This window comes from Streptomyces fractus, assembly GCF_049844455.1.
In the GTDB taxonomy this organism is placed as follows: Bacteria; Actinomycetota; Actinomycetes; order Streptomycetales; family Streptomycetaceae; genus Streptomyces; species Streptomyces fractus.
This window is the reverse complement of the sequence record NZ_JBMYHI010000002.1, coordinates 1,088,997-1,111,572: the sequence shown is the minus strand read 5'-3', so window position 1 is coordinate 1,111,572 and position 22,576 is coordinate 1,088,997. Positions and strand designations below refer to the sequence as shown.

Genomic DNA, 22,576 nt, shown 5'->3' with positions numbered 1-22,576 from the left:
CCGACCCCGCCCACCCGAAGACCTGGAGGAGCAGCGGAGCATGGACGAGAGAGAGCCGGAGGACCGCGCCCCGCGGATGACCCTCACCTGTTACAACGACAACCACGGCTACGGCTGGAAGCACGTGGACCTGTTCGTGCACGACGCGGACGGGCGCGAACTGGGGTGGGTGCACTGGGGTGTTCCCGAGGACGGCCCGGACGCGGCGGACGATGAGACCGCGCGGGTCGAACCGGCCCTGCGGCGCACCTCCGACTGGCGCCATGGTGTGAGCGCCGGCGGCGTCGACTTCTGGGAGGCGGACGCACAGTGGGGGACCGACGCACAGTGGGGGACCGACACACAGAGGGGGACCGACACACGATGGGGGACCGACGCGCAGAGGGGGACCGAGTGAGCGACTCCGTCTGGGAGCCCTGGTCCCTGACCGGGCTCGTCGAAGACCTGCGATCGGGGCGGTCCACGCCCGAAGAGGCCCTGCGACGCAGCCGAGACCGCATCGCACGGACCGAGGAGCAGGTACGTGCCTGGGTGGCCTTCGAGGACACACCCGGAGCCGTCGGCCATGGCCCCCTGGGCGGCGTCCCGATGGGCGTCAAGGACATCATCGACCTGGCCGGGCTGCCCACCCGGTGCGGCTCGGTGCTGCGCGCCGACGCCCGCCCCGCCGAACGGGACGCCCCCGTCGTCGATGCCTGGCGGGCGGCCGGGGCGATCCCCGTCGGCAAGACCGTGACCACGGAGTTCGCCTTCTTCGCGCCCGGCCCCACCCGCAACCCCGCCGACCTGCGGCACACGCCCGGCGGTTCCTCCAGCGGCTCGGCCGCGGCGGTCGCCGCGGGACAGGTCCCGCTGGCCATCGGCTCCCAGACCGCCGGTTCGGTGACCCGGCCGGCCGCGTACTGCGGGGTCGCCTCGCTCGTGCTGCGCCACGGTCACCTGTCCACCGACGGCGTCGCCGGCCTCAGCCCGAGCCTCGACGCGCACGGCGTGTACGCGGCGACCACCGCCGACGTGTCCCTCGCCTGGGCGGCGCTCACCGGCGAACCGGACCCGGCCCGCGACGCGCAGGGCACCCAGCGCGCCCCGCGCATCGCGCTCTGGAACGCCGCCCCGCTGGAGGCCGTGTCCGACGAGATGGGCTCGGCGCTCACCTCGGCCGAGGGACGGCTCAGCGACCTCGGCGCACGGGTCCACGCCTTCCCGCTGGAGAGGCTGATCGCCGAAGTGGCCGCGGCACACCCGGTGGTGATGGCCTACGAGGCCGCGCGCGAACGCTCCGCCGAACTGGAGCGGGCCGACCGCCTCAGCGAGCCGCTCGCCGGACTGCTCCGAACCGGCGCGGCCACCCCGGAGGCCGACTACCTCGCCGCGCGCCGCCTGGTCTCCGCCGCACGCACCGAACTCGGCGCGCTCCTGTCCCAGTACGACGCGGTACTCGGCCCGGCCGCACCCGGAGCGGCACCGCGGGGGCTCGACGCCACCGGCGATCCCGTGCTCAGCCGCCCGTGGCAGGCCCTCGGCCTGCCCACGGTGGCCGTGCCCGGGCTGCGAAACGCGGCAGGGCTGCCGCTCGGACTCCAGGTGATCGCGGAATCCGAAGCGGCAGCCCTGCGCGCCGCGGTGTGGGTGGAGCGACACCTCACCAGGTGACGGTCTCAGGCGCCGGCGGCGTGCTCGTTGGTGTGGTTCGTACCCGGCGCCTTGAGCAGGACGGAGTCCTTCGGGTAGCTGCTGGCGAAGAAGTCCGGCAGGTCGGCGATGGCGACGTTCTCGGTCCGGGTCCGCGTGACCTTCCACTCGCCGTCGACCTTGCGGAAGGCGTTGTTGAGCCGGCTGGCGCGGATCAGGGACTTGCCGTCCTCGAAGAGCCACGGCTGGAAGTGGATCCACTGGCCGTCGGCCTCGTCCCCGTACACGTGGATCTGCTCCGAGGTGAGCCAGTGGGCGTTCAGGAGCAGCTTCGGGTTCTGGTCCTTCGGCCAGAAGCGGTTGAAGTGCGCGCGGATCGCCTCCTTGCCCTCGGCCCGGCCGAACTGGTTGTCGTAGTACTCGCCGACGCCCTCCCAGATGGCGTCGTCCGTGTACAGGTCGAGGATCAGCTCGATGCGCTGCTCGTCGTTCTCCACCCCGTACTCCGGGCACGGTGTGTCGCACAGGAACATGTAACGGGCCTGAATGCGGCGGATGTCGGCCTCGGCCTCGAGGACCTCGATGCGCTTGACCAGGGTGTCGATGGTGTCTTGGCTACTCATGTCGGCAGCCTCTCCGCCGTGCGCCACGGAAGGAACCGATTGGTCCGCTGGGCGGATCGGCGTCGCTCTCCGGGGCCGTCGTTCCTGGCCTGCCCGGGTGGGTGGGGGTTGCCATTCGGTTGGCCGAGCTTGAAAAATCACTGGTGTTCACTGGAATCGGCGAGGGGAAGCGGTATGCGAGCGAGCGCCCGGGCAGAACTCGACACCGTGGAGCAGGCCGCCCCGGAGGCCCGGCCCGCGGCCCCCGAACCGCACATGAGCTCCGTGCTCGGCAAAGCACACCTGGTGCTCGGAGCCTTCTCCTCCGGCTCGACCTGCCTCGGTCTGAGCGAGCTCAGCCGCCGCTCAGGAGTGCCCAAGGCGACCGTGCACCGGCTCGGGACCGAGCTCGTCCAGCTCGGCTATCTCAGCCGCACCGCGCGGGGCTACCAGCTCGGCTGGCGCATCTTCGAGCTGGGCCGACTCGTCCCGGGACCGGCCCACCTGCGGGCCGTCGCGCGTCCGGCGATGCTCGACCTGCGGGCCGCGACCCAGGCCGTGGTCCACCTGGCCGTGCCGCACGGCACCGAGTGCTGCTACCTGGAGCGGCTGGGCGGCCGCCGGGAGGCCGCCGTCGTCGCGGCCGTCGGATCGAACGTGTCCCGGCTGCTCACCGTCTCCGGCCGGGTCCTGCTGGCGTACAGCGACGACCAGGAGGACGTCATCGCGGACCTGGAGGCGCAGCGCGCCGACGGCGCCCCGACGGGCGACCGGCTCGACCCGGCCGCGCTGCGCGCCGAACTGGCCCAGATCCGCGAGCGCCGGTGGGCCCAGGAACGGGAGTCGTGCATGCACGGGTACAAGAGCTTCGCCGTGCCGATCGTGTACTTCGGGGACGACCGTGTCATCGCCACGATCTCCGCGACGGTCCCGGCCGACCGCCGCGACGACCAGCAGCTCATCCACGCGCTCCTCGCGACGGCGGCCGACATCGGCCGCGGCCTGCAACGGCAGGGCTCCTCCCGTACGGATCCCCGGCAGCGCGTCGGCATGGCCGGCTGACCGCCGTCCGGCGCGGCCCGTCGGTCCGGCCAGCGGACTGACCGGCTGCCCCGCGCCCTCGGGCAGGGCAGCATGTGCGGAATGAAGTTCGTACACGAGACCCCCGCGCAGCGCGTCGTGTTCGCGCCGGGCGAGGCCGTCCGCGCCGTCGTCGACGAAGTGGCCCGGCTCGGATCGAAACGGGTCCTGATCGTCGCCGGCCCGTCCGCCGCGCCGCTGACCACGGCCCTCACCGAGCGGCTGACGGGGGCGCGGGTCCACGACGAGGTGGTCGAGCACGTCCCGGTCGAGACGGCCGAACGCGCCCGTACGGTCGCACAGGAGCACGCCGCCGACGCCCTGGTGTGTGTCGGAGGCGGCTCGGCGACCGGCCTCGCCAAGGCCGTCGCCCTGACCACCGGGCTGCCCATCATCGCCGTGCCCACCACCTACGCGGGCTCGGAGGGGACCAACGTCTGGGGGCTGACCCGGGACGGCGTCAAGACGACCGGCGTGGACGCCGCGGTGCTCCCCGCCACCGTCGTCTACGACGCGTCGCTCCTTCTCACCCTCCCCGGCGAACTCGCGGTCGCCAGCGGCCTCAACGCCCTGGCGCACTGCGTCGACGCGATGTGGGGGCCGCGCGCCGACCCCATCGACCGCGCCCTGGCCGAAGAGGCGGCCCGCGCGCTGAGCGGCGGACTGCCCGAAGTCGCCGCGCATCCCGACCAGTTGGCGGGCCACGAGCAGATGCTCTACGGCGCCTACCTCGCCGCGATCGTCTTCGCCTCCGCCGGATCCGGCCTGCACCACAAGATCTGCCATGTGCTGGGCGGCCGCTTCGACCTCCCGCACGCGCAGACCCATGCCGCCGTCCTGCCGCACGTCCTCGCGCTGAACGCACCCCACGCCCCCGAGGCCGAACGCAGGATCGCCGCCGCGCTCGGCGCGCCCACCGCGACCGGGGGCCTGGCCGCCCTCTACGCCCGGCTGGCCCCTCCGACAGCGCTCAAGGATCTCGGCATGCCCCGCAGCGGCATCGCCGAAGCCGTGGACCCCGTCCTCGCCGCCGTGCCGGAAGGCAACCCCGCCCCCGTGACCCGGGACCGGCTCAGCGCGCTGCTGCGAGCGGCCTGGGAAGGAGACCTCCCCCGATGACCACCCACCCGCCCCGGACGGCGCCCGGCCCCGAGCAGCAGCTCCGCGAGGCAGAACTGGTCGACCGCGTCACGGCCTCCTTCGACGACTGCCCCGACCCCCGGCTGCGGCAGCTGCTCAGCAGCCTCGTGCGCCATCTGCACGCCTGCATCCGGGAGGTCCGGCTCACGGAGGAGGAGTGGAACCGGGCCATCGAGTTCCTCACCCGCTGCGGTGACATCACCGACGACCGCCGCCAGGAGTTCATCCTCCTGTCCGACGTCCTCGGCGCGTCCATGCAGACCGTGACCGTCAACAACGAGGCGTACGGCGACGCCACCGAGGCCACCGTCTTCGGCCCCTTCTTCGTGGAGGACTCTCCCGCCGTGCCGCTCGGCGGTGACATCTCCGCCGGGGCGCCCGGAGAACCCTGCTGGGTCGAGGGGACGGTCACCGACACGTCCGGCACACCCCTGGCCGGGGCCCGGATCGAGGTGTGGGAGGCGGACGAGACCGGCCACTACGACGTCCAGTACGACGACCGGCGGACCGCAGCGCGCGGCCACCTGGTCAGCGACTCCCAGGGACGGTTCCGCTTCTGGGCGGTCACCCCGACTCCGTACCCGATTCCGCACGACGGACCGGTGGGGGAGCTGCTGGAGACGGTGGGCCGCTCCCCGATGCGGGCCTCGCACCTGCACTTCAAGGTCTCCCACGAGGGCTGCCGCACACTGGTGACACACATCTTCGTGCGGGGCGACGAACTCCTCGACTCCGACGCGGTGTTCGGCGTCAGGGAGTCCCTGGTGACGGACTTCGAGCGGCAGCCCGCCGGCACACCCGCGCCGGACGGCCGGACCGTCCGGGACACCTGGTCCCGTGCGCGCTTCGACATCGTCCTCGCGCCCGAGCGGGCCTGAGGGCCAGCGGCTCGCCGGCTTGACCGGAGACTGCCTCCGTTTTACTCTCGAATGAGTACGGAGGCAGTCTCCGTTTTTGTGATTCCGCAGGGTCGGACGGCGTAGGAGGGCGCATGGATGCCAAGGGGCAGCAGGGACGCAAACCCCGCGCCGACGTTCAGCGCAACCGCGTGGCCCTCCTGGAGGCGGCCCAGCGTCACTTCCTGACGTACGGGGTCGGGACGTCCCTGGAGGCGGTGGCCAAGGAGGCGGGCGTGGGGCCCGGCACCCTGTACCGGCACTTCCCCACCCGGGAGGCGCTGCTGGCGAACGTACTGCAAGCGCGTTCCGAGGAGCTGGTCGCCCGCCAGGCGGACATCGCGCAACTCGGGGACGCCGCCCAGGCGTTGGAGCAGTGGCTGCGGGCGCTGGAGGAGTATTTCAGCGCCTTCAGCGGGCTGCCGGAGCCGCTCATGGCCGCGGCCAGGGCGCAGGACCCGGACAACCCGCTCACGCTCCCGTGCGACACCGTCATCACCGCCACCGAGGAGTACGTGCGCGCCGCCCAACAGGCGGGACACGTACGCGAGTCGGTGCGCGGGTACGACCTGTTCCTCGCGGCGATCTCGGTCGCCTGGCTCAAGGGCGCGGGCGCCACCGACGAGGAGTCGCTCGACCGCGTCCGCGCGATCATCGCCGACGGCTACCGCGCGCAGGGCACCCAGATGTAGTCCACGGGTCACCCCTCCGCGCTCCCTGTGACCCTCTGACCCTCTGACCGAACGCCGGAACTCCCGGCGCCCCGACGGGACTTGGGCTGCCCTCAACGGCCCCACCCCACTCCCACCCTCACCTCGCGCTGCCTTGGGGCAGTGCGCCCTTTGGAAGGACAAATCATGCGAATAGGCGTTATCGGAGCCGGTGCGATCGGCGGCAATCTGGCCCGCAAACTCAGTGGAGCCGGGCACGACGTCGAGGTCGCGGGCGCCCGCGGTCCCGAGGGCGTCGAGCCCGCCGTGCTGGAGAACGGGGCGCGCGCCGTGACACTCCAGGAAGCCGTCCAGGGCAAGGACGCCGTCGTCCTGGCGGTCCCCTTCGGGGTGGCGGGACAGCTGGCCGAACTGTTCGCCTCCGTTCCCGCCGAGACGGTGGTCATCGACACGTCCAACTACTACCCGCACCTCGGTGGGCGCATCGAGGCCGTCGAGAACGGCGCCGTCGAGAGCGTGCACACCGCCGAGCTCCTGGGCCGCCCCGTGATCAAGGCATGGAACGCCGCCCTCGCCGAGACCCAGCGCACCAGGGGCCTGCCGGCCGGTGCCGCGGGCCGCATCGCCATCCCGGTCGCCGGCGATTCCGCGGAGGCCAAGCAGGTGGCCATGCGCCTGGTGGACGACACCGGATTCGACCCGTACGACGCCGGGGCACTGGCCGACTCCTGGCGCCAGCAGCCGATGGGCCCCGCCTACTGCACCGAGCTCACCCTGGACGAGCTTCCGGCCGCCCTGGCCGCCGCCGACCGCGACAAGGACGCGGCCGTCCGCGCCGGAATGCTGGAGCGCTTCGCCGCCCTGGGACCCGCCCCCACCCTGGACGACATCGTCGAGATGAACCGCGCCGCCCACCGCTGACACCGACGCCGAGGCGCGGCGCCCACGCCCCCGCGTGCCTCAACGATCCGAAAGGAAACGCCTTGCACACCGCCACCCCGTCCCTCACCGATCTCATACGCGCCCGGCACTCTCCGCGGCAGTTCCTGCCCACCCCGCTGCCCGCGGCGGAGATCCGCGGCGTACTGGAGGACGCGCAGACCGCGCCCTCGAACAGCAACACTCAGCCGTGGCACGTCCACATCGCCTCGGGCGCGGCACGCGACGCCCTGAGCGAGGCACTCCTGAAGGCGTACGAAGAGGACCGCACCTCTCCCGACTTCAGCACCGACTACGGCGACGGCATCTACCAGCAGCGCTCACACGCGCACGCGGCCGTCGTCTACGGAACCCGCGGCGTCCAGCGCTCGGACCGGGAGGGCCGCAAGGAGGTCGTACGGGAGAACCTGAGGTTCTACGGAGCACCCCACGTCGCCCTCCTCTTCATGCCCGTACTGGGCGACGGGGTGCGCGCGGCCGGCGACATCGGCATGTACGCCCAGAACTTCCTGCTCTCGCTGACCGCACGCGGCTACCGCGGCATCCCACAGGCCGTCCTCGGCGTCTACGCCGACACAGTCCGCCGCACCCTCGACATCCCCGAGGACCTCAAGCTGCTGTTCGGCATCGCCTTCGGCGCCGGCGACGAGACATCACCGATGCACACCATCGACGTGGGCCGCGTCCCGCTGCGCCAGAGCGTGGCCCTGCACGACACCCCCGGCGTTCTCGACGAGCGGTAGTCCCCTCCCCGGAGCCGGATCGTCGGGCTCACCTCCTCGCCTACGCGGCCATCAAGTGAGGGTGAACGGCGCCTAGGTGGCCAGCCGGAAGCCGGAACCCTCCCGGCGCAGCTCGAAGGCGCCGTGGCCGGGCAGGTGGGCCGGGAGCACCAGGGCGTTGGTGTCGGCGGCGTGCGCGAACATGCGCGCACGGCTGGCGCGGGCGCCGTCCTCGTCCTCCTCGAATCACACCTGTACCGGGCCTTTCCCGAACTCGGCATCACCGCGCGCGCCCAACTCAGGGACGTGGTCGACACGGTGGGGGGAGCACGCGGGGTCAGGGTCCTTCTGACGGGTGACCCGCGTGCCATGGCGTCAGCCGGCGCGGCAGATGTAGATCGGGCCGAGCCACGGGGTGCAGGTGGGAGCGGGGGTGCTGGGCTCCGGTTCGGTGGGGGTGGGCGTGGGCGTGGGGGCGGGATTCGACGGGGTGGACGGCTTGGCTGTTTGAGTCGGCGTCGGTGTCGGTGATGTCGGCGTCGGCGATGTCGGGGTGGGTGTCGGTGTAGGCGGTGCCGTAGAGGGGGTGGGTGCTTCGGTCGGGGTGTCGGTGGACGGCGGCTCGTCCGCCGTGGGCTTTTCCGGTGCGGGTCGCTCGGCCGCGGGTGGGTCCGGGGGAGTGGTCGGGCTCGCGGGGTCCGGCGACGCGGCCGGTGGCTTCGTGGCCGCGGAGCCGCCCGGCGCCGCCTGGGAGTCGGGGCCGGCTGAGGGCCGGTCCTGCGGAGCAACGGGCTTGCGTGAAGCCGAGGTTGAGGGATGCGACGACGGGGGCGGCGGGGAACTGTCACGCCCGGCGGAGCTCTCGCTCCGCACCACCGCGGACCTCTGCGGCGGCACCGTGTCGTCGTGCCCGCTGAGCATGAGCCCGCCCGCGATGGCGGCCCCCGCCACCGACACCCCGAGCACCCCGGCCACGGCACCCTGCGCCTTCGCCCCGCCGGTCAGCGCGTGTCGTACGCCATGCAGCAGCCCGGAACCGGCCCCGTGGCCGCCCGCCGCGGCTCCGGTGGCCCCCGCCCCGGCCGCGAGCGGCACCAGGAACTTCCCGGCCCCGCCGAGCACGAAGATCAGGAGCGCCGGACCCACCAGGGCCGGCAGCCGGTCGTTGGCGCGCAGCAGGACTGCGAGCCGCGCCCGGCAGTCGTCGCAGCCGTCGACGTGCGCGAGGAGCTTCTCCGACTGGCGCGCGGACGCGCTGCCACGCACGTGCGCGGGCATCCGGTCCCAGTGGCTCTCGCACGCCGGATCGTCCGGGGTCCCGGGATGCGCCCGCAGGAACCCCTGCCGCATGCCCTCCCGCGCGCGGTGCAGCAGCACGGCCGTCGCCCCACGGCCCGCGCCGATGCCGCGGCCCACCGCCTCCAGCGGCTGGCCCTCCGCCTCGGAGAGCCACAGCGCCTTCACCCACCGTTTCGGCAGCTGTCCGAGTACCTGGGACAGCAGGTCCACGGCGGAGGCGCGGACGGCCGGGTCCTGGTCGCCGTAGGACCCGGAACCGTATGAACCGTACGAGCCGTATGAACCGTTCGACACCTGCACCGGCTCGATGCCGGCGTGCGGGTCGAGGGGTGTCTCGCGGGCCGCCCCGCGCCCGGCGGACGCGGCCAGATTCCGCACGGTCGTCGTCAGGTACGCCGCCACGTTGTCGATGTCATGCCCGGCGGCGAGGCGCCGCCAGACCCGGAAGTGCGCCTCGGCGACAAGATCGTCGGCGAGCCAGGGGCTGCCGGTCAGTGAGCGCGCGTACGCGACGAGGCGGGGCTGCTCCGCCTCGTAGATCCGCGCGTACGCGGCGGGGCTGAGGCCGTCTTCCGTGGCGGCGGCGGGTATCGGCGCGGCGGCAGGGCCGTCGGTCATGGCAGGAGTCTTCCGTTCCGTCCGACGTCGGCAGTGCTCCGCCCGACTGCGGATCGGGCGGGGAGTTTGAAACCGTAATTCACAAATGTCGGATTATGGAGGGGTGAGTGGTACAGGTCACAACGGGCTTTTCCGGAAACGCCGTAATGCCGCGCCCCGCTGCCGCGTCGAACTGGCATCTGGAACCCGCAGCGCAGAAAGGGACCTGCCATGCCGACCACGCTGCCCGTCACGCTCGAACAGCCCGCCCGCGCCCGCCTCATCACGGCCGAGGGGCAGGGACCCGAGCGCAGTGTCAATGTCACCCTCCGTTACAAGTCGGCCGATCCGCTCGCCCTCGTGCTGGCGTTCCCCGCCGAGGCCACGCTCGACGGGGTCGAAGTGACGTGGGCCTTCGCCCGCACCCTCCTCGACGACGGCCTGCGTGTGCCGACGGGGACCGGGGACGTCCACGTGTGGCCGTGCGGCCGCGCCCGCACCGTCGTCGAGCTGCACGCGCCGCAGGGGATGGCCGTCGTCCAGTTCGACACCTCGGCCCTCCGCCGTTTCCTGCTGCGTACGTACGTGCTCGTGCCGCCGGGCGAGGAGGACGTGGAGTCCGTCGTCGACCGCGCGCTCGACAACCTCTTCGGGCCCGATGCCGAACGGTGACGGCCCCCGGCATGCGTAACAAGCGGCGATCGGGGCGCGATTGGCCCCGTGCGACGCCCATAGGATGAACGCCGTACGGTCAACGTGATGTGACGGTGCCGGACGGACAGGACGACGGGGGAACGATGACCAGCCCGACCCAGGCCCGGGAGCGGGCCCAGGCCGCCCATGAGCCCCACCCGTACATAGGGGGACGCAACGCCGCGCTGCGAGCGCTCGCCGCGTGGCGGATGGAGTGGCCGGGCGCACCCCGGGTCGTCATCCTCACCGGGAGCCCGGGCACCGGGTGTTCGCGACTGCTCACCGGATTCTTGATGTTCTGCGACCCGGAGTACCGCAAGGGGCTCCAGCTGGACGCGTTCGACCCGGCGACCGTGCCGCCGGACCTGCCCGCGCCCGCGGTGCCGAGCACCGCCGGGCTGACGGCCGCGCAGACCTTGTGGCTGCTCGCCGACCACTACGAGTTGTCCGCGACCCGCACCGCCGACATCGTCCCCGAACTCGGCCAACTCGCCGCGTCCGGGCGGCCGGTGACGATCGTGGTGCCGGACGTGGACCTCGCCGGACCGGTGCGGGCGGCGGGGGAGCCCGCGCGCGTGGTGCGCGAGGTGCTGAAGCCCCTCGCCGCCGTCGCATCCCTGCGCCTTCTCGCCGAGGTACCACGGGAGTTCGCCGCCGAACTCGCCGATGGCCTGCCGACTGGTGTGGCCCGGATCATCGACCTCGACGCACCCGAGTGGGCCGACCCCGAAGGACTCGTGCTCCAGGCCGAGGCGCAACTCAACCCCCAATTCGGCGCCCCTGAACTGCCGTTCACGACCGACCCCGGCGCCCGTCGCGCGCTCGCCCAGGCGATCGCCCGGCGCGCGAGCGACGGCGCGGGCAGCCGGCTGACCGTGCACCTCGCCGTCCAGTCGATCCTGACGCACCCGGAGGGGTTCGACCCAGCGGCCGATGCCGGCCAACTGCCGGGCAGCGTAGGCGAAGTGCTCGACCTGCACGCCCAGCGGCTCGGCGCCCACCCCCGCACCCTGCGGCAGATCCTCGCGCCCCTCGCCCTCGCCGAGGGCGACGGCCTGCCCGTGCGTCTGCTGACCCCGCTGGCCTCCGCCGTTGCCGAGCGCGATATGAGCGAGGACATGGCGCGGGGCATGCTGCTCGCCGCCCCCTTCATCCGCCCCGTCCAGAGGGCAGGCGAAGACATCCCCGAGGACGAGCGGACACTCGTCGCGTTGCAACACCCCGGCATCGGTGCGGCAGTTCGGGCGGGCATCGCGGATCTGCCGGGCGCTCAGGCGCGGATCGCCATGCGTTTGCTGGAGGCCGTGCCCGACCAGGACTGGTCGAAGGCCGCGGAGTACGTGCGCGACCGCATCGCGGGACACACCCTGGAGGCCGGACTGCTGCCCCGGCTCCTCACCGACCCCAACCTGTTCGCCCACGCCGATCCGGTGCTGCTGCGCGCCGCGGTGGAGGCCCTGCCCTCCGCGCAGTTGGACGCGCCGGCGCGCACCTATCTGCGTACGGCGCCGCTGCTCACCCGCACCCAGGCGCCCGCCGTCCTTCGGGCCGCGCTCCTGGAGACCGCGTTCGTCGAGGACGGGCTGCCGGAGTACGCGGCGGTGTTGCGCCGGGCGCTGCCCGACCTTCCCTGGCACACCTTGTGGAGCGTGCCGGTCACCGGGGTCGACGGAGTGACCGTCGGCACACTGCTCCCGCCCAGGGACGGGACGGACGGCGCCGAGGAGGCTCCGCTCGCGGTCGCCGTCAGCGTGGTACCTCAACGCACGCCTGGTGCACGCTCGTTGAAGGCCGGAGATCCCGAATCCCCCGCCGTGCTGGTGCACGATCTCGCCACCGGATCCGTCATCGACGCCGACCCGGCCCGGATCCGGCGCCCCTCGGGGGACGAGCGCGCGGCGGGGCCGCTCGGGTTCAGCCGCGGCGCCGACTACGTCCGCGTCTGGCGGCGCGGCGAGCGGAAGGGCGACGCGGAGCTCGTCACGGCCCTGATCTCCGCCCAACCGATCACGGGAGCCGACCTCTCCGCCGAAGGCGTCCTCCTCGTCGCCACGGGAAGCGGCGTGAAGGCGCTGCGGATCCGCCCGGCGCGGCCCGACGCCCACCCGACCGCCTGACACGTACCCCGCACAGGCCGTCAGCGGTACAGGCTCGCAAGTGACCCGAGCCGCGGGCCGGGTCGTGGAACCTTGCCGCACACTCATTGCCCTTGCCGTCCGAGGCAGTTACCGTCCAGTCGTATATGACATATGAGATTCCATTTGGGGGTGCGACCTTGCCTGCTTTCACTCCGGTTGCTCTGCCGTCGCGGACCGCGCACGTGCTCGAGGCCATCAAGGCGGCGATCCTCAATGGGGAGTTCAAGCCGGGAACCGCGCTGGTGGAGAACGTGCTCGCGGGGGAGTTCGGTGTGTCGAAGACGCCCGTGCGTGAGGCGTTGAAGGCGTTGGAGGGGTCGGGCCTCGTCGTCATCCGGCCGTTCGCCGGCACCACGGTGCGGGAGTTGAGCGAGCAGGACGCGCTGGCGATCTACGACATGCGCCTGCTCCTGGAGCCGGAAGCGGTACGGCGAAGTGTCATCGCCGGCAGTGACTTCGCCGACGCGGCACAGGCGTTGGAGCGTGCGGCGCTGGCCGAGGACGCCTCGACCCGCTCGACCGCCAACAGGGACTTCCACCGCGGTCTCTACGCCGGGTGCGGCAATCCGCTCCTGGTCCGCTCGCTCGACGGGCTCCGGGACCAGACGGCGCTGGTCTCCGCGTCCTCCTGGGCCCGGTCGCCGTCGTGGCAGGAGGAGTCGCGGGAACACGCGGCCGTGCTCGAATGCGTGCGGTCAGGGAACGCCGACGCCGCCGCCACGCTCGTGCGCCGCCACATCGAAGGATTCGTGACCCGGCATCTTCAGCAGCCCGGGAGCCCTCAGGGCCTTCAGGGTCTTCAAGGTCTTCACGGTCTTCAGGAGGAGGCACTCACTCACTGAAACGACCGACCGACGTAACCCACTGACGTACCCGAATGAGACGAGGTGCGGCCCGTTCACCGCCAAGATCCCGGGCCGCACCTCTGAGATCCACGCTCCGCGAGGAGCGTCGCCGTTACCCACTAGGAGCAACGATGCCCCAGTCTAACGTGCGCACGTCCGCCCCAGCAGGGAGAAGTCCCGTTCGCGAGCGCAGCCGTATGCGCTGGACGATCGTCGGATTCTCGGCCCTCGGGCTGACCATCGCCTATCTCGACCGCGCCGCCATCAGCGTCGCGATGCCGTTCATGTCCAAGGAGTTCCACATCAGTTCGGCGGTGCAGGGGGTCCTCCTCTCCGCCTTCTTCTGGACGTACGCCCTCTTCCAGCTCCCGTCCGGCTGGCTGCTCGACCGCTTCGGGCCCAAGGTCATCTACCCGATCGCGGTCGGCTGGTGGTCGGTGTGGACCGCCCTGACTGCCTTCTCCCAGGGCGTCGGCTCGGTCATCGTGTTCCGGCTCGGCCTGGGCATCGGCGAGGCGCCGGTGCAGCCGGCCAACGTCAAGGTCGTCTCGCAGTGGTTCCCCCGCAGGGAACGCGCCTTCGCGTCGAGCCTGTTCGACATGGGCCAGCAGATCGGTACGGCGCTCTCCGTCCCGATCGTGACCGCGCTGATCACGTTCAGCGGCTGGCGCATGTCCTTCGTCGTGATTGGCGTCGCGGGCCTGCTCTGGATCATCGGCTGGAAGCTGGTCTACCGCGAGCCCGAGAAGCACCCGCGCGTCTCGGCGGCCGAGCTGGCGCACATCCAGTCCGACCAGGGCGAGATGGTGGCCGCGCAGGACGCGGACACCGCCCACGAGGCATCGTGGCGGGTGCTGCTGCGCAACAATCAGGTGTGGGCGCTGATGACGGGATACGTCTTCCGCTCGCTCGCCGGCGCGTTCTTCCTCACCTGGTACCCGAGCTACCTTCTCGACGACCGCGGCTTCACCGAGGCCGAGTTCGGGATGGTCGGCGCCATCCCGCCCCTCATCGCCATCGGTTCCACGGTCCTCGGCGGCATCGTCTCCGACCGCATGCTGGCGTCGGGGATGTCCACGAACCTGGCGCGCAAGATACCGATCGTCTCCGGGCTCGCGCTCAGCGCCTGCATCGGATTCTCCCCCTTCATCGAGAGTAACGTCCTGGTGATGACCGTGCTGACCATCAGTAACGCGGCGCACTCCTTCGCCGGGGCCGCGATCCTGAGCCTGCCGGCGGAGGTCGCCTCCTCGCCTGCGACCGTCGGCTCGGTCGCGGGCTTCCAGAACTTCGGTTCCCAGCTCGGCAACCTGACCAGCCCGATCGCCATCGGGCTCTTCCTGACCTTCGGCGGCGGGTCCTATCTCGGCCCGCTGCTCGGCTCCGCCGCCTGCTGCCTGATCAGTGCGGCCATCTACCTGTTCTGGGTCCGGATCAAGCCCGTCACACCCGTGAGCGCCCTTGCGGCGGCCACCGACTCCAAGGGGGCCACTTCGTGAGCTCGACCCTGAACACCGCAGACCTCATCGGGCGGTTGAGCACCGTCATCGCGATTCCGGTGGTGCCCTACGCCGAGGACGGCGAGATCGATCACGACCGCGCCCGCGCCCTGTCCGCCCGGCTCGTCGCGGGCGGCATCTCGGCCCTGACGCCGAACGGGAACACCGGAGAGTTCTACGCCCTCGCGCCGGCCGAACGGCGGGCGGTCCTGACCAGTGTCGCCTCGGTGTGCCCGCCCTCCACGACGCTCGTCGCCGGCGTCGGGTTCGACGTGCGGACGGCGAGCGAGGACGCCCGTTTCGCCCGGGACGCCGGCGCGCACGCCATCATGATCCACCAGCCGGTGCTGCCCTACCTGTCACCGGAGGGATGGATCGAGTACAACGCGGCGATCGCGGGCGCCGTCCCGGAGCTCGGCGTCCTGCCCTACCTCAGCAACCCGGCCGTCTCCGGCGCCCACATCGCGGCCCTCGTGAAGCGCGCCCCCAACGTCCTCGGCCTCAAGTACTCGGTGCCGGACCCGGTGGTGTTCGCCACCCACCGCGAGCAGGCCGGGGGCGATCTGCTGTGGATCGCCGGCCTGGCGGAGTCCTACGCGTCCGCCTACTGGCAGGCCGGCGCCCGCGCGTTCACCTCGGGCCTGGCCAACGTCGCACCGGCCGTGCCCCTTCAGCTGCTCGCGTCCCTGCGGGCGGGCCGCTACGACGAGGCCGCGGCCCTCTGGCGCAGGATCCGCCCCTTCGAGGAGATGCGGGCCCGCGACCACTCCGCCGACAACGTGTCCGTCGTGAAGGAGGCCATGCACCAACTCGGCCTGTGCGGGCGCGAGGTGCGTCCGCCGAGCCACGTACTGTCCCCGGCCCGGTCGGCCGAGGTGACCGAAGCCGTCCGGCCCTGGCGGGAGCTGGTGCCCGCCCTCGACAAGGAGCTCGTGGCATGAAGATCGAATCCCTGGAGACCTTCCGCCAACGGGTCGGCGACCGGCCCCGCGTCCTGGTGAAGATCACGACCGACAGCGGTGTGGCCGGCTGGTCCGAGGTCTACAACCACGGCCCGGACCTCGCCTACCTTCCGCTGCTCGACCACCTCTTCGACCAGATCAAGGGCATGGACCCGCTGCGGCCCACCGCGGTCAACCAGTTCCTGCACCAGTCGGCCCGCTTCCCGCAGGGCGCCCTGGGCACCGCCGCCATCGCCGCGATCGACCACGCCCTGTGGGACATCGCCGGTAAGGCCCTCGGCGTACCGGTGTACCAACTCCTCGGAGGTGCGGTCCGGGACCGGGTACGGGTCTACGCCGGTCTCTACAACGCCCCGGACGTGCCGCAACTGCGTGACAGGACAGCCGAGTTGCACGACCGGTTCGGCTTCACTGCGTTCAAGCTCAGCCCCTACCGCCGCGACCTGCACACCAGCCGGTACGGCCTCGTCGTCCGCGAACTGGGCGACTACTTCGGGGAGGTCCGCCAACGCCACCCCGAACAATGGGAGTTCGCCTTCGACGCCCACGCCTGCCTCTGGGAGCCGCACCAGGCGGTCGAGTTGGGCGCCGCGCTCGCCCCCAACCAGCCGCTGTTCCTGGAGGAGCCCATCCGCCCCGAGCACATCCCTTCGTGGGGCCGCCTCCACTCGGAGCTACGGGTGCCACTGGCCACCGGCGAATCCCTCTACACCACACAGGAGTTCCTCGCGCTGCTCAACGCAGGCGGGGCCGACATCGTGCAACCCGACATCTGCGTGGTGGGCGGCATGACCCAGATGGTGAAGATCGCCGCGATCGCCGAGGCGCACTACGTCCCCGTGTCCCCGCACAACCCGATGGGCCCGCTGGCCACCGCGGCCAACGTGCACTTCGCCGCGGCCACGACGAACTTCGGCATCCTCGAATACGGAACGGGCTACCAGGTCGACGAGATCTCCTGGTGCCCGGATCCCTACCTCCCGGTGGACGGCCACCTGGAGCTGCGACCCGACCGCCCCGGCTGGGGCGTAGAGATCGACGAGGACGCTCTCGCGGCCGACGACTGGGTCTCGTGGGGCCGCAGGGTGCCCGTCCGTCCCGACGGGTCCACCGCCTGGATGTAGGCGGAACGGGGCGGTCGGCAGGCCGGGCGCGGCTCCGTCAGCAGGCCGCCGGCAGCCGGGTCAACGCGGCCACGGCCGCCCCGTACGCCGCTCGATGTCGGTGTTGAACCGTTCGAGGTCCTCGATGAACCGCCGCAGCCGGTCCTCGGGCCAGTCGCCGAGGACGTCGGTGAGCCCGGTGGTGATGGCGTCCCGGTCGGTGTGCAGCCTCTTGCGGCCCTCGTCGGTGACCCGGAACTGCCGGGCGATGCTGCCGCCGGGGTCGAGGGTCCGTTCCACGAGGCCGTCGCGGAGCAGCGCCGTGGTCTGCCGGGTGAGGGTGGAGGGGGTCAGTCCGAAGGCGTCGACGAGGTCGGGGACGGACATCGGGCCCTGCGCCTCCAGGCGGCTGAGCAGGACGTAGGCGCTGCGGTCGAGGGCGTTGTTGTCGAGGCGGACCCGGCGCGGAGAGGTCATCTCCAGGTGCCGGTTCAGGATCAGCAGCTCGCGCTCGATGCGGCCGCCCGCCTGCCGTGCGTCCATGCTGTCCTCCCAGGGAAGCGAAAGCTGTGACCTCAACCTGCGCACGCGCCCGGATCGCCGCTGCCCGCCCGCCCGTTCACGCGTCTGTGCACCCGTCGTACCCGGTACGCGATTGAAGCACCCCGCACGGTTGTGCGCCATACACGGAAAGTGCATCATGCACAGAAGGTGCATGATGCACTTTCGTTGAACGGTGCATCTCGTCTGCCCCTTCGCCGACGGGGACACCTGCCGCCGCCTCCACCCCACGAGGAGACGCACGATGACCGACCAGGTCGAACACGCCTACGTTCAGCCACCCGTCCGTCTGCCGCTGTCCGGCGAGACCCCCCTCGACCCGCCCGCCGTATGGGAAGAGTTGCGCGCGCGGTGCCCCGTCGCCCATGCCACGCTGCCCAGCGGTGACACGGCCGTCTATCTGACCCGGTACGACGACGTCCGGGGCCTGCTCGCCGACCCCCGGTTCGTCCGCCCCACCGAGCAGGACAACGCCGCCCGGATGGCACCCGAAGGCGCCGGGGGAGCCGCCGCCACCGGAAGCTCCGCCATCGCGACCCCCAACCGCGGTGAACCGCACCAGCGTTGGCGGCGCCAGGTGGGCCGGTACTTCACCGCCAAGCGGATGACCGCCCTGCGCCCCGCCATGGCCCGCCTCGCCGAGGACCTCGTCGACGCCATGCTCGCCGACGGCGCCCCCGCCGACCTGCGGGCGAGCCTCGGATTCCCGTTCCCCGTCTACGTCATCTGCGACCTGCTCGGGGTTCCCGCCGAGGACCGCGACCGGTTCTCCGGCTGGTCCGACAGCTTCCTCAGCGTCACCCGCTACACCGCCGACGAAGTCCGTACCGCCCAGGCGGAGTTCGTCGACTACATGTCCGCGCACATCGCCACCAAGCGCGCCGCACCCGCCGACGACCTCCTCAGCGTCCTCATTACCCAGAGCGAGGAAGCGGGCGGCGAGGGGAGCGAGAGCGAAGGCGGCGGACTGAGCGACGCCGAACTGGTCTCCACTGGCATGGGCCTGCTCGTCGCCGGCCACGAGACCACCGCCAACTCGATCGGCAAGATGGTGTCCCTGCTGCTCGCCGACCGTGGCCGCTGGGAGCAGTTGCTCGCCGATCCGTCGCTGGTGCGCACCGCAGTCGAGGAGTCGCTGCGCTTCGACAGCAACCTCGGCTTCGGGCTGCGCCGTTACCTCGGCGAGGACGCCGAGGTCGGCGGACAGGTCGTCCCGGCGGGCAGCACGGTCGTGTGCAGCATGCCGGCCGCCAACCGCGACGAACGCGCCTTCGCCGGCGCCGACACCATGGACCTCACCCGCGCCCCCAACCCCCACCTCACCTTCGGTGTGGGACCGCACTCCTGCCTCGGCCAGGCGCTGGCCCGCACCGAACTCCAGGTCGTCCTGGAGACCCTGCTCACCCGCGTGCCCACCTTGCGCCTCGCCGTCCCCGCCGCCGAACTGCGCAAGACGGAGGGCCTCCTCGTGGGCGGCCTGCGCGAAGTCCCCGTCACCTGGTGACCCGTAGACCTGTAGCCCCATGGCCCCGTAGAGGAGACGGACCGTGAAACTCACCGTCGACCAGGACAAGTGCTGCGGCTCCGGCGCCTGCGTCCTGTCCGCACCAGAGGTTTTCGACCAGCGGGACGAGGACGGCGTCGTGACCCTCCTGACCCCGCAACCCACCCCCGAACACCACACCGCCGTGCGCGAGGCGGCGGCGATGTGCCCGACGGCGGCGATCGGCGTGAGCGACGACTCCGGCTGACTGTCACGAGGTGGAGGAGGCTCCTGAGGAACTTCAGGGCGGCATGCCAGAGGGCCAGACGGCCGATCGGTGGGGAGGCGGCCGGCGAGGAACGTGAGGGTGTGTGCCAGTTCGCCGCGGTGGCCGGCGGCAGGAGTGGCTTCAAGGACGCGACCGGGCAGGAGGCGATACTGCCGACCGGGAACCGGGCACGAACACCGTCGCCTTCAACTCACGCGCACGCACCACCGCCCCACCCCCTCCCGGGCAGGGTGCGGATGGGGCGGTGGTGTCAGTGGCTCGCCTGTCGCGGCGCGGCGGCCTGGCGTACGGGGTGTTTGCTGAGGATGGAGACGCGGTTGAAGGCGTTGATGGTGATCGACGCCCAGATCGCGGCGGAGATCTCGGCATCGTCGAAGACCTCACGCGCCGCGGCGTAGGCCGAATCCTGTGCGGCGGCGTCGTCCGGGTGTGTCACCGTCTCGGCCAGGCCGAGTGCCGCCCGCTCCCGGTCGGTGAACACCTCCGTGTCCCGCCACCCCGGCAGGACGCCCAGACGCTGCGGGGACTCCCCGGCTTGCAGGGCGGCGAGGGTGTGTCTGTTGAGGCAGAAGGCGCACCCGTTGATCTGCGACACACGGACGTTGATCAACTCCACCAGTGCGGGCTCCAGTCCGGCGGCGGCGGCTTCGGCGCGGACGGTCTCCGAGGCGTGCCGGAAGGCCCGGTACGTCTCCGGGGACTGCTTGTCGATGAAGACCCGGCCTCGGCGCCGGTCGTGCGTGCCCGTGGTGGTCGCTGCTGCGCTGCTCACTGTGGAGCCCTCCCTCGCTCGTGGCCGCCTGCGGAGTGGCGACCCATGCCAATATAGTTTATCGTTCAAGCAACTTGCCACGGGGAAGATCCATAAAGGGGGCAGAGCACCATGGCCGCAGACGAGCAGGCGCCGGCCGAGACGCGCCGGATGACCGTGACACCACATCAGAACATCATGGGTGACAAGCGGGTGGAGGTGCTGTCGGCCCGTGAGGTACCTCTCGGTGGGCCGCGGGCGATGACCGTGCGGCGCACGCTTCCGCAGCGGGAGCGGAGCCTCATCGGCGCGTGGTGCTTCGTCGACCACTACGGGCCCGACGCCGTCGCCGCCTCCGGCGGGATGGACGTCGCGCCGCACCCGCACACCGGTCTCCAGACGGCGAGTTGGCTGTTCGACGGGGAGATCGAGCACCGCGACAGCCTGGGCACCCACGCCATGGTGCGGCCCGGGGAGCTGAACCTGATGACCTCCGGGCGAGGCATCAGCCACTCCGAGGTCTCCACGCCGGACACCACGGTCCTGCGCGGCATCCAGCTGTGGATCGCGCTCCCGGACGAGCACCGCGACGTCGCTCCGGCGTTCCGGCACCACGCCCCGGACACCGTCCCCCTGGACGGAGCCGAGGTCCGCGTCTTCCTCGGCACACTCGCGGGAGCCGCCTCCCCGGTCCCCACCTACAGCCCGCTGCTCGGCGCCGAGATCGTGCTCGAACCGGGCGCGGACACCACCCTCGCGGTGGACCCGGCCTTCGAACACGGCGTCCTGGTCGACGAAGGAGCTGTACTGGTCGACGGGACTCCTGTGCCGCACGGAGAGTTGGGCTACCTGGACCCGGGCGGTGACACCATCACCCTCACGAACGACGCGAGCGGGCCCGCGCGGCTCCTGCTGCTCGGCGGTACACCGTTCGGCGAGGAGATCGTGATGTGGTGGAACTTCATCGGCCGCAGCCACGAGGACATCGTCGCCGCCCGCGCGGAATGGGAAGCCGCCGCCGAACGCTTCGGCACCGTCACCGGCTACCCCGGCGACCGGCTGCCCGCCCCCGAACTGCCCAATACGACCCTCAAGGCACGCGGCAACCGCACGCCCCGCTGACCCGCCAGCGAACACACCAACGCACAAGGAGAGAAGCGCCATGACATCTGCCACCACTCCGCTCGTGGAACACCGTCCCGACGAGCAGCGCTACGTCATCACCGTCGACGGGGAAGCGGCCGGTCTCACCGAGTACCGCGACCGCGGCGACCAGCGGGTCTTCTTCCACACCGAGGTCGATGACCGCTTCGCCGGGCAGGGCCTTGCCTCGACCCTGGTCGCCGAGGCGCTCGCCGACGTCCGCGCAGGCGGCAAGCGGGTCGTCCCCGTCTGCCCCTACTGGGCCAAGTACCTCAAGAAGCGCGAGCAGGAGACGGCCGACGTCGTCGACCCGGTGACCCCGGAGATCAGGGACTGGCTGCGGGGCCGGCTGGGCTGAACAGGGCCCCTGGGAATACGGCGAGCTCAGTCGTGATTGGCCATGGCATGAAGGCCATCGTGTACAGCAGCAACGGCGACTCCGAGGTACTGAGGCTGGAGGAGCGCCCCGTCCCTGATCCGGGTCCCGGCGAAGTCCGGGTCGAGGTACATGTCTCCGGGGTCAACCCCACCGACTGGAAGGTCCGGGCAGGGGTCTCGGGTCACCTCGGGGACGGCGAGAGTCAGGTGCCCAACCAGGACGGTGCGGGCCGGATCGACGCGGTCGGCGAGGGAGTCGACCCCGCCCGGACCGGCGAGCGGGTGTGGCTCTATCTGTCCGCGTCCGGGCGCCCGGACGGCGGCACGGCCCAGGAGTACCTGACGATCCCGGCCGACCGCGCCGTGCCGCTCCCGGAGGACGCCGGCTACGACCTGGGCGCGGCGCTGGGCGTGCCGGCGCTCACCGCCCACCGTGCGCTCACGCTCGCGGCCGACGGGCCGAACCGGCTGTCACCCGGCGCACTCGCCGGGTGGACCGTGCTGATCGCCGGGGGCGCGGGCGCGGTCGGCAATGCGGCGATCCAACTGGCCCGCTGGGCCGGGGCGACGGTCATCACGACCGTCAGCTCCCCGGAGAAGGCCGACCTGGCGAAGGCGGCCGGCGCCCATCACATCGTCAACTACCGTACGCAGGACGCCGCCAAGGCCATCCTCGAGCTGGCGCCCGACGGCGTGGACCTCGTCGCCGAGGTCGCCCCCGCGGTCAACGCCGAGCTGAACCTGGCGGTCACCAGGAACAACGCCACGATCGCCTTCTACGCCAACAACGGCGGCGACGAACTGCGGCTGCCGCTCCGCGCGACCTTCGGCCGGAACCTGGACTGGCACGGCCTGTCCCTCTACACCGTGCCGGCCGAATCGATGCGCGAGGGCGTGCGCGCCGTCTCCGAGGCCGTCGCGGCCGGCGCGCTGCGAGCGGGCGCGGACGCCGGTCTGCCGTTGGCCCGCTTCCCGTTGGACCAGACGGCGAAGGCACACGAGGCCGTCGAGGGCGGCGCCGTGGGGAAGGTCCTCATCGACGTCAGGGCGAGCGAGTAGGAGCGGCGTCCGCGGCCCGTCGGGGCGACGTGCGGTCAGAGCGGGGCGCGTATCATCTGTGCCCCAGGCGCACCCGAGTTGGTTGTCAAGCCCT

At 71.9% G+C, this 22,576-nt stretch carries 23 protein-coding genes; 19 read left to right on the top strand and 4 right to left on the bottom strand.

Annotation, left to right across the window (positions count from 1 at the left end; genetic code table 11):
- Positions 1–40: 40 nt before the first annotated feature.
- Both ACP4E5_RS07180 and ACP4E5_RS07175 read left to right on the top strand, forming a co-directional pair.
- Complete coding sequence (locus ACP4E5_RS07180; protein WP_425826040.1) at positions 41–397, top strand: hypothetical protein; 357 nt, start codon at positions 41–43, stop codon at positions 395–397.
- Positions 394–1,653 (top strand): amidase, encoded by a 1,260-nt coding sequence (locus ACP4E5_RS07175; protein ID WP_425826038.1) that lies wholly within the window; start codon positions 394–396, stop codon positions 1,651–1,653. The genes ACP4E5_RS07180 and ACP4E5_RS07175 overlap by 4 nt, the downstream gene beginning before the upstream one ends.
- Positions 1,654–1,658: 5 nt before the next feature.
- Here the strand turns inward: ACP4E5_RS07175 and ACP4E5_RS07170 are convergent, their stop codons facing one another.
- Positions 1,659–2,255 (bottom strand): nuclear transport factor 2 family protein, encoded by a 597-nt coding sequence (locus ACP4E5_RS07170; protein WP_425826036.1) that lies wholly within the window; start codon positions 2,253–2,255, stop codon positions 1,659–1,661.
- A 174-nt stretch (positions 2,256–2,429) separates the two neighbouring features.
- Between ACP4E5_RS07170 and ACP4E5_RS07165 the strand changes: the two genes are divergently transcribed.
- From ACP4E5_RS07165 to ACP4E5_RS07140, 6 genes are all read left to right on the top strand, one after another.
- A complete protein-coding gene (locus tag ACP4E5_RS07165) occupies positions 2,430–3,296 on the top strand; it encodes an IclR family transcriptional regulator (protein WP_425826034.1) in 867 nt (288 codons plus the stop codon).
- A gap of 81 nt (positions 3,297–3,377) precedes the next feature.
- Positions 3,378–4,433 (top strand): maleylacetate reductase, encoded by a 1,056-nt coding sequence (locus tag ACP4E5_RS07160; RefSeq protein ID WP_425826032.1) that lies wholly within the window; start codon positions 3,378–3,380, stop codon positions 4,431–4,433.
- Entirely contained in the window at positions 4,430–5,332 is a 903-nt protein-coding gene (locus ACP4E5_RS07155) for a dioxygenase family protein (RefSeq protein ID WP_425826030.1), read from the top strand. The genes ACP4E5_RS07160 and ACP4E5_RS07155 overlap by 4 nt, the downstream gene beginning before the upstream one ends.
- A gap of 113 nt (positions 5,333–5,445) precedes the next feature.
- Positions 5,446–6,042 carry a TetR/AcrR family transcriptional regulator gene (locus tag ACP4E5_RS07150; protein ID WP_425826028.1) on the top strand — a complete coding sequence of 199 codons (597 nt, stop codon included), beginning with the start codon at positions 5,446–5,448 and terminating at the stop codon, positions 6,040–6,042.
- 165 nt (positions 6,043–6,207) lie between these two features.
- A complete protein-coding gene (locus ACP4E5_RS07145; RefSeq protein WP_425826026.1) occupies positions 6,208–6,942 on the top strand; it encodes an NADPH-dependent F420 reductase in 735 nt (244 codons plus the stop codon).
- Positions 6,943–7,004: 62 nt separating this feature from the next.
- A complete protein-coding gene (locus ACP4E5_RS07140) occupies positions 7,005–7,703 on the top strand; it encodes a nitroreductase (protein ID WP_425826024.1) in 699 nt (232 codons plus the stop codon).
- A 354-nt stretch (positions 7,704–8,057) separates the two neighbouring features.
- On the opposite strand, the gene ACP4E5_RS07135 is transcribed toward ACP4E5_RS07140, so the two are convergent.
- A complete protein-coding gene (locus tag ACP4E5_RS07135) occupies positions 8,058–9,599 on the bottom strand; it encodes a sigma factor (RefSeq protein ID WP_425826022.1) in 1,542 nt (513 codons plus the stop codon).
- Positions 9,600–9,809: 210 nt separating this feature from the next.
- On the opposite strand from ACP4E5_RS07135, the gene ACP4E5_RS07130 reads away from it, so the two are divergent.
- The 6 genes from ACP4E5_RS07130 to ACP4E5_RS07105 all read left to right on the top strand — a co-directional run bounded on the left by ACP4E5_RS07130 (position 9,810) and on the right by ACP4E5_RS07105 (position 16,839).
- Positions 9,810–10,250 (top strand): SsgA family sporulation/cell division regulator, encoded by a 441-nt coding sequence (locus ACP4E5_RS07130; protein WP_425826020.1) that lies wholly within the window; start codon positions 9,810–9,812, stop codon positions 10,248–10,250.
- A gap of 125 nt (positions 10,251–10,375) precedes the next feature.
- Entirely contained in the window at positions 10,376–12,388 is a 2,013-nt protein-coding gene (locus ACP4E5_RS07125) for a serine/threonine-protein kinase (RefSeq protein WP_425826018.1), read from the top strand.
- Positions 12,389–12,513: 125 nt separating this feature from the next.
- Positions 12,514–13,251, top strand: coding sequence for a GntR family transcriptional regulator (locus tag ACP4E5_RS07120; RefSeq protein ID WP_425826016.1), 738 nt, complete (start codon positions 12,514–12,516; stop codon positions 13,249–13,251).
- A gap of 200 nt (positions 13,252–13,451) precedes the next feature.
- Positions 13,452–14,753, top strand: coding sequence for an MFS transporter (locus ACP4E5_RS07115; protein ID WP_425826014.1), 1,302 nt, complete (start codon positions 13,452–13,454; stop codon positions 14,751–14,753).
- Positions 14,750–15,694: a dihydrodipicolinate synthase family protein gene (locus tag ACP4E5_RS07110; RefSeq protein ID WP_425826012.1), complete on the top strand. Its 945-nt coding sequence runs from the start codon at positions 14,750–14,752 to the stop codon at positions 15,692–15,694. The genes ACP4E5_RS07115 and ACP4E5_RS07110 overlap by 4 nt, the downstream gene beginning before the upstream one ends.
- Positions 15,691–16,839: a mandelate racemase/muconate lactonizing enzyme family protein gene (locus tag ACP4E5_RS07105; protein WP_425826010.1), complete on the top strand. Its 1,149-nt coding sequence runs from the start codon at positions 15,691–15,693 to the stop codon at positions 16,837–16,839. The genes ACP4E5_RS07110 and ACP4E5_RS07105 overlap by 4 nt, the downstream gene beginning before the upstream one ends.
- Positions 16,840–16,899: 60 nt before the next feature.
- Here ACP4E5_RS07105 and ACP4E5_RS07100 read toward each other — a convergent pair whose 3' ends face one another.
- Complete coding sequence (locus ACP4E5_RS07100) at positions 16,900–17,361, bottom strand: MarR family winged helix-turn-helix transcriptional regulator (RefSeq protein ID WP_425826008.1); 462 nt, start codon at positions 17,359–17,361, stop codon at positions 16,900–16,902.
- Between the two features lie 262 nt (positions 17,362–17,623).
- Between ACP4E5_RS07100 and ACP4E5_RS07095 the strand changes: the two genes are divergently transcribed.
- Together ACP4E5_RS07095 and ACP4E5_RS07090 are read left to right on the top strand one after the other, a co-directional pair.
- Complete coding sequence (locus ACP4E5_RS07095) at positions 17,624–18,883, top strand: cytochrome P450 (RefSeq protein ID WP_425826006.1); 1,260 nt, start codon at positions 17,624–17,626, stop codon at positions 18,881–18,883.
- 43 nt (positions 18,884–18,926) lie between these two features.
- On the top strand, positions 18,927–19,130 hold the full coding sequence (locus ACP4E5_RS07090; RefSeq protein ID WP_425826004.1) for a ferredoxin: 204 nt from the start codon (positions 18,927–18,929) through the stop codon (positions 19,128–19,130).
- A gap of 271 nt (positions 19,131–19,401) precedes the next feature.
- Here the strand turns inward: ACP4E5_RS07090 and ACP4E5_RS07085 are convergent, their stop codons facing one another.
- Positions 19,402–19,923, bottom strand: coding sequence for a carboxymuconolactone decarboxylase family protein (locus ACP4E5_RS07085; protein WP_425826003.1), 522 nt, complete (start codon positions 19,921–19,923; stop codon positions 19,402–19,404).
- A gap of 111 nt (positions 19,924–20,034) precedes the next feature.
- Here ACP4E5_RS07085 and ACP4E5_RS07080 point away from each other — a divergent pair, with 111 nt between their 5' ends.
- Genes ACP4E5_RS07080 through ACP4E5_RS07070 form a run of 3 tightly spaced genes read left to right on the top strand, consistent with a single transcriptional unit; the run spans position 20,035 to position 22,482 of the window.
- On the top strand, positions 20,035–21,024 hold the full coding sequence (locus ACP4E5_RS07080) for a pirin family protein (RefSeq protein WP_425826001.1): 990 nt from the start codon (positions 20,035–20,037) through the stop codon (positions 21,022–21,024).
- 40 nt (positions 21,025–21,064) lie between these two features.
- Positions 21,065–21,403, top strand: a complete 339-nt coding sequence (locus tag ACP4E5_RS07075) for a GNAT family N-acetyltransferase (protein ID WP_425825999.1) — start codon at positions 21,065–21,067, stop codon at positions 21,401–21,403.
- A gap of 47 nt (positions 21,404–21,450) precedes the next feature.
- Entirely contained in the window at positions 21,451–22,482 is a 1,032-nt protein-coding gene (locus ACP4E5_RS07070) for an NADPH:quinone reductase (RefSeq protein ID WP_425825997.1), read from the top strand.
- The last annotated feature ends 94 nt before the right edge of the window (positions 22,483–22,576 follow it).